Genomic DNA, 5432 nt, shown 5'->3' with positions numbered 1-5432 from the left:
GGTCGTCGGCTCCGCTGTCGGGAGGGTGATCGGCCGGTCGCGCGTGAGGACCCCGGGGACGACGTCGTAGACGTCGGCGACGGCATACCCGACCACGCCGAGGACCACCACCGAGCCGAGGATGGCGAACGCGCGGCGCACCGGCCCCCCTTTCGGCAATAGGCTGTCCGGCACGATGCCGTGTCGACGGCAGCCTAGGTCACCGAGACATGATGAGGAGGGGCTCGTGGAGTTCGACGTCACCATCGAGATCCCGCAGGGCAGCAGGAACAAGTATGAGGTCGACCACGCCACGGGTCGCATCCGGCTCGACCGTCTCCTCTTCACCTCGACGCGGTACCCCGCCGACTACGGGTACATCGAGGACACCCTCGGGGAGGACGGCGACCCGCTCGACGCCCTCGTGCTCCTCGACGAGCCGACGTGGCCGGGATGCCTCGTCCGGGCCCGGCCGATCGGGATGTTCCACATGCGCGACGAGGCGGGCGGTGACGACAAGATCCTCTGTATGCCCGCCGGTGACCCGCGCAAGGACGCCATCGTCGAGCTGGACGACATCAACGACTTCGACCGGCTGGAGATCCAGCACTTCTTCGAGACCTACAAGGACCTCGAGCCCGGCAAGTCCGTCGAGGGCGCGCACTGGGCGGGACGCGCGGAGGCCGAGGAGTGCGTCCGCGAGGCGGTGGCCCGGGCGCGCGACGCCGGCCTGACGACCGCCCGGTGGCGGATGCCAGACCATACCGACGAGAACGTCCACGACCTGTCCGAAGGCGGGAAGCAGAGCCACGCGAAGGCTCCGTCGGAGTGGACGCCGGCCGAGCCCGGCCCGACCGAGCGCCTCGCGACGAAGGAGCACCCGCTGTCGGACACCAAGTCCTGACGCGTCCGCGCCGGGGTCGATCCGGCGCCGGCCCGGTGTGATCCTCGGGCCCGGGTGAATGCCGAGCGGGTCCAGAGGTGGTGCACAGGCCCCGATCGGGTGCCAGACCGCCAGGCATGCACGCCCCGGCACCCGCCACGGTGCGATCCTCCTCGCGACCGTCCGGGTCCAGAGGTGGTGCACAGGCCCCGATCGGGTGCCAGACCGCCGCGGTGGGGTAACCTTCTTGCGATAATGATTATCATTTCCAAGCAGGGAGCACCATGGAACCCTCCCACCCCCGGTCCGGGCTGCCCGTCGTCCTCGTCACCGGCGTCGACGACGCCGCGATGGCGGCCGCGACGATCGGCCTCCAGTGGGACCTTCCGCACGCCGTCGTCGTGAGCCACCGGATCGACGTCGAGGCGCAGCGGCTCCACCGCACCGTGAGCGACGTCTCCGGCCTCCTCGAGGAGGAGGCCGTCGATCTCGAGCACGCCTGCGTCAGCTGCGCGATCCGCGAGGACATCGTCCCGACGCTGCGCCGCCTCGCCGGGCTCGAACGATGGTCGGCCGTCGTGGCTCGTCTGCCTCTGTCGGCGGAGGCGAGCCAGGTGTGCCGCGTGCTCGAGGGGGAGCCGCGCCCCGACCTGCGGATCGCCGCCGTCGTCGCGGCCCTCGACGGCGCGACACTCGCCGAGACGCTCACCGGTGGCCTCCTGCTCGCCGAGGTGGGCCGGCACTGCGCGCGGGAGGACCGCCGCGGCCTGGCCGAGGCCGCCTGCGGACTCGTCGAGTATGCCGACGTCGTCACCGTCCACGAGGACGCCGACGCGGCGGCCGTCGACCTCGTCCGCGCGCTGGCCCGGCCGGACTGCATCGTGCTCCCCGAGGGCGCGGGCCTCGACGCCCGGCGCGTCGTGGCGGGCCTCCACGCCCACCACGCGACGGAGGCGTGGGTCGCCGAGACCCGGACCGCACCGCTGCCGCCCCTCCCGTCGCCCACGGTGTGGCGGCTCGACCTGCGCTCGGACCGCCCGTTCCATCCCGAGCGCCTCCATGCGGGCCTGTCCACCCTCGGGGGAGGCCCCCATCGTTCCCGCGGCTGCTTCTGGCTGCCCAGCCGGCCCGGCCAGGTGTGCGCCTGGGACGGAGCCGGCGGCCAGGTGTCCATCGGCACGGTCGGCCGCTGGGCGCAGCGGACGCCGCGGACCCGGCTCGTCGTCACCGGCCTGTGCGCGACCGTCCCCGCCGCGGAGCGCGAACGCATCGTCACCGCCTTCCTCCTCGCCCTCGCGACGGAGGCCGAGCTGCGGGACCCGCCCGCGGCCTGGCATACCCGCGGCGACGGGTTCGAACCCTGGCTCGGGATGACCGCGGCCTGATTCGACGCGGTCCTGCCGGGGTCCCGTCTCCGGCAGGCCTCCTGGCGTCGGCCAGCGAGGAGGGGCAGGATCCATGCATGAACACCGATCGAGGGGAGGGCTCGTAGATGCCCCTCCACCTCCGCCGCCCTCGACGCCTCAAGGTCTCCTCGATGGCCGCCATGGCCAACCCGTCCTCCCAGCGCCTGGACACCTGGCACCTGCTCGACGACGCGACGCAGCAGCTGGCCGCCGTGCACCGCGCGGGCCTCGACACGACCCGGGAGGCGGCGAAGGCGCGACGGCTCATCGACCGGCTCACGGCATACGAGCGGTTCTGGCTCTACCCCGGCGCCGAGCGGCTCGCGGCGTTGCGCAGAGAGCTCGACGCGATGGACACCGGAGCGCTGGCGGAGCAGGTCCTCCTGGCCGCCCGGCTGCTCGAGGAGTACGGCGACCGCGCCGCGCTCTTCGACGACACCGAGCCGCTCCAGGAGCAGGAGCTGGTCGCCCGCGCGTCGCAGCAGCAGTTCTACACGGTCCTGCTCGCCGACGACTCGCCGGTGACCGGTCCCGACGGGCTCGACGGGCTGCTGCGGGGGCTGCGGCGGAACACCGACGAGATCCAGTACGAGATCCTCCGGGTCACGAGCGTCGAGGACGCGATCACCGCCGTGGCCCTCAACGGCGAGATCCAGGCCGCCGTCATCCGTCACGACCTGTCGCTCCGGTCCAAGAACCGGCAGCCGTTCATGACCCGGCTCCTCGGCGTCCAGGACGTCGAGGTGGCGACCGACCGGACCTTCGACTGGGTCGAGTGCGGCGAGTGGATCCGTGAGCTGCGTCCCCGGATCGACCTCTACCTGCTGACCGACGAGTCGATCGCGGCATACGCGGAGGAGGCTCCGGACATCTACGACCGGACCTTCTACCGGCTCAACGACGTGACGGACCTCCACTCCACGATCCTCGCGGGCATCCGCGCCCGGCACCGGGCGCCCTTCTTCGACGCCCTCCGCGCGTATGCCGACTCGCCCGTGGGCCAGTTCCATGCCCTCCCGGTGGCGCGCGGGGCGAGCATCTTCAACTCGCGCTCGCTGCGGGACATGGGCGAGTTCTACGGACGCAACATCTTCATGGCCGAGACCTCCTCGACGTCGGGCGGCCTCGACTCGCTCCTCGACCCCCACGGGGCGCTGCGGGAGGCGATGGACAAGGCCGCCGACACCTGGGCGTCCGACCACACCTACTTCGTGACGAACGGCACCTCGACGGCCAACAAGATCGTCGTGCAGGCCCTCACCCGGCCCGGCGACATCGTCCTCATCGACCGCAACTGCCACAAGTCCCACCATTACGGCCTCGTCCTCGCGGGCGCCAACCCGGTCTATCTCGACGCCTATCCGTTGCAGCAGTACTCGATGTACGGCGCGGTGCCCCTCTCGACGATCAAGCAGGCGCTGCTCGACCTCGAGGCGGAAGGGCGGCTCGACGACGTCCGGATGGTGCTGCTCACCAACTGCACCTTCGACGGCGTCGTCTACAACGCGCAGCGTGTCATGGAAGAGATCCTCGCGATCAAGCCCGACATCTGCTTCCTCTGGGACGAGGCCTGGTATGCCTTCGCCGTCGCCGTGCCCTGGGTGCGGCAGCGGACGGCGATGGTCGCCGCGCAGCGGCTGCAGGAGCGCCTGACGAGCTCGGCCTACGCCCGGGAGTACGCCCGCTGGCGCAAGTCGATGGCCGGCGTCCCCCGCAGCGAGTGGGCCTCGCACCGGCTCATGCCGGACCCGCGGCAGGTCCGGTTGCGCGTGTATGCCACGCACTCCACCCACAAGTCGCTCTCGGCGCTGCGGCAGGCGTCGATGATCCACGTCCGCGACCAGGACTTCAACCGGCATACCCGCGAGGCGTTCGACGAGGCGTTCCTCACCCACACCTCGACCTCGCCGAACCAGCAGCTCATGGCCTCCCTCGACCTGGCCCGCCGCCAGGTCGACATCGAGGGCTTCCACATGGTGCGGCAGGCCTACAAGATGGCCCTCGCGTTCCGTCAGCGGGTCCAGGGCGATCGCACCATCCGCCGGTGGTTCACCATCCTCGACGAGCCCGACCTCGTGCCGCCCGAGTACCGCACCTCGAGCACCGCACCGGTCGAGCGATCCTCCTCGCTCGACCGCTGGAACACCGGATGGGAGGCCGACGAGTTCGTCCTCGACCCGACCCGCGTCACGCTCTACATCGGCGACACCGGGATGACCGGCTTCGAGTTCCGCGAGCACGTCCTCATGAAGCGGTTCGGCATCCAGATCAACAAGACGTCGATCAACAGCGTGCTGCTCATCTTCACCATCGGCGTCACGTGGTCCAGCGTCCACTTCCTCCTCGACGCCCTCCGCCGCGTCGCGGAGCGCCTCGACCGCACGGTGGACGCCGCGAGCGGCGCGGAGCGTCGGCTCATGCAGCGCCGGATCCGCGCCCTGACGACCGACCTGCCCGCCCTGCCGGACTTCAGCGACTTCGACCCGGCCTTCCGAGCCACGCCGACATCGCCCGACGGCGACATCCGGTCCGCCTTCTACGCCGGCTACTCCGAGGTCGACCGGGAGTACGTCCCGCTCGAGGACGCCGCCGAGCTGCTCGCCTCGGGGCGGCGCCTCGTGTCGACGACGTTCGTCGTGCCGTATCCACCCGGCTTCCCCGTCCTCGTCCCCGGACAGAGCGTGTCGCCCCGGATCGTCGAGTTCCTCACCCGCATCGACGTCCGCGAGATCCACGGGTTCCGTCACGAGCTCGGCCTGTCCGTCTTCACCGAGCACGCCGTCAAGCGGATCGAGGAGGCGCGGCGGCCCTCGGGCCGCTGAGTGCTCCGCGCACGAGACACCTCCATCTGCGGGCCTGGCGCGGGAGTCGAGGTATCCCGCGACCCTGCGGACGTCACCAGATACCTCCACCCGAGACGCGCCGCGGCAGTCGAGGTATCCAGCGACCATGCGGACGTCACCAGATACCTCCACCCGTAAGGCACCGTGGCAGTCGAGGTATCCAGCGACCATGCGGACGTCACCAAATACCTCCATCCGACGGGGGAATGCGGTAGTCGAGGTATCCGGCGTCAAGCACTACGTCAACGTCGCGAGATACCTCCACCCGAGAGGCACCGCGGCAGTCGAGGTATCCAGCGACCATGCGGACGTCACCAGATA

Annotated in this window: 3 protein-coding genes; all 3 read left to right on the top strand. The window is 70.8% G+C overall.

Features of this window, described 5'->3' with window-relative positions:
- The first annotated feature begins 226 nt into the window (after window positions 1-226).
- On the top strand, window positions 227-883 hold the full coding sequence (locus BN12_RS18070) for an inorganic diphosphatase (protein WP_048554652.1): 657 nt from the start codon (window positions 227-229) through the stop codon (window positions 881-883).
- A 263-nt stretch (window positions 884-1146) separates the two neighbouring features.
- The gene (locus tag BN12_RS18065; RefSeq protein WP_048554651.1) at window positions 1147-2247 is read left to right on the top strand and encodes a CobW family GTP-binding protein; all 1101 of its coding nucleotides are present in this window, start codon (window positions 1147-1149) and stop codon (window positions 2245-2247) included.
- A gap of 107 nt (window positions 2248-2354) precedes the next feature.
- Window positions 2355-5090 (top strand): aminotransferase class I/II-fold pyridoxal phosphate-dependent enzyme, encoded by a 2736-nt coding sequence (locus tag BN12_RS18060; RefSeq protein ID WP_048554649.1) that lies wholly within the window; start codon window positions 2355-2357, stop codon window positions 5088-5090.
- Window positions 5091-5432: the final 342 nt, after the last annotated feature.

It is taken from the genome of Nostocoides japonicum T1-X7, assembly GCF_001046855.1.
GTDB lineage: Bacteria > Actinomycetota > Actinomycetes > Actinomycetales > Dermatophilaceae > Nostocoides > Nostocoides japonicum.
The sequence above is the reverse complement of the archived record's forward strand: the minus strand, read 5'-3'. Positions and strand labels throughout refer to the sequence as shown.

What these genes read in the sequence shown, in the direction of transcription:
- BN12_RS18065 (WP_048554651.1), top strand. Translation starts at nt 1,147, where the DNA reads ATGGAACCCTCCCACCCCCGGTCCGGGCTGCCCGTCGTCCTCGTCACC.
- BN12_RS18060 (WP_048554649.1), top strand. Translation starts at nt 2,355, where the DNA reads ATGCCCCTCCACCTCCGCCGCCCTCGACGCCTCAAGGTCTCCTCGATG.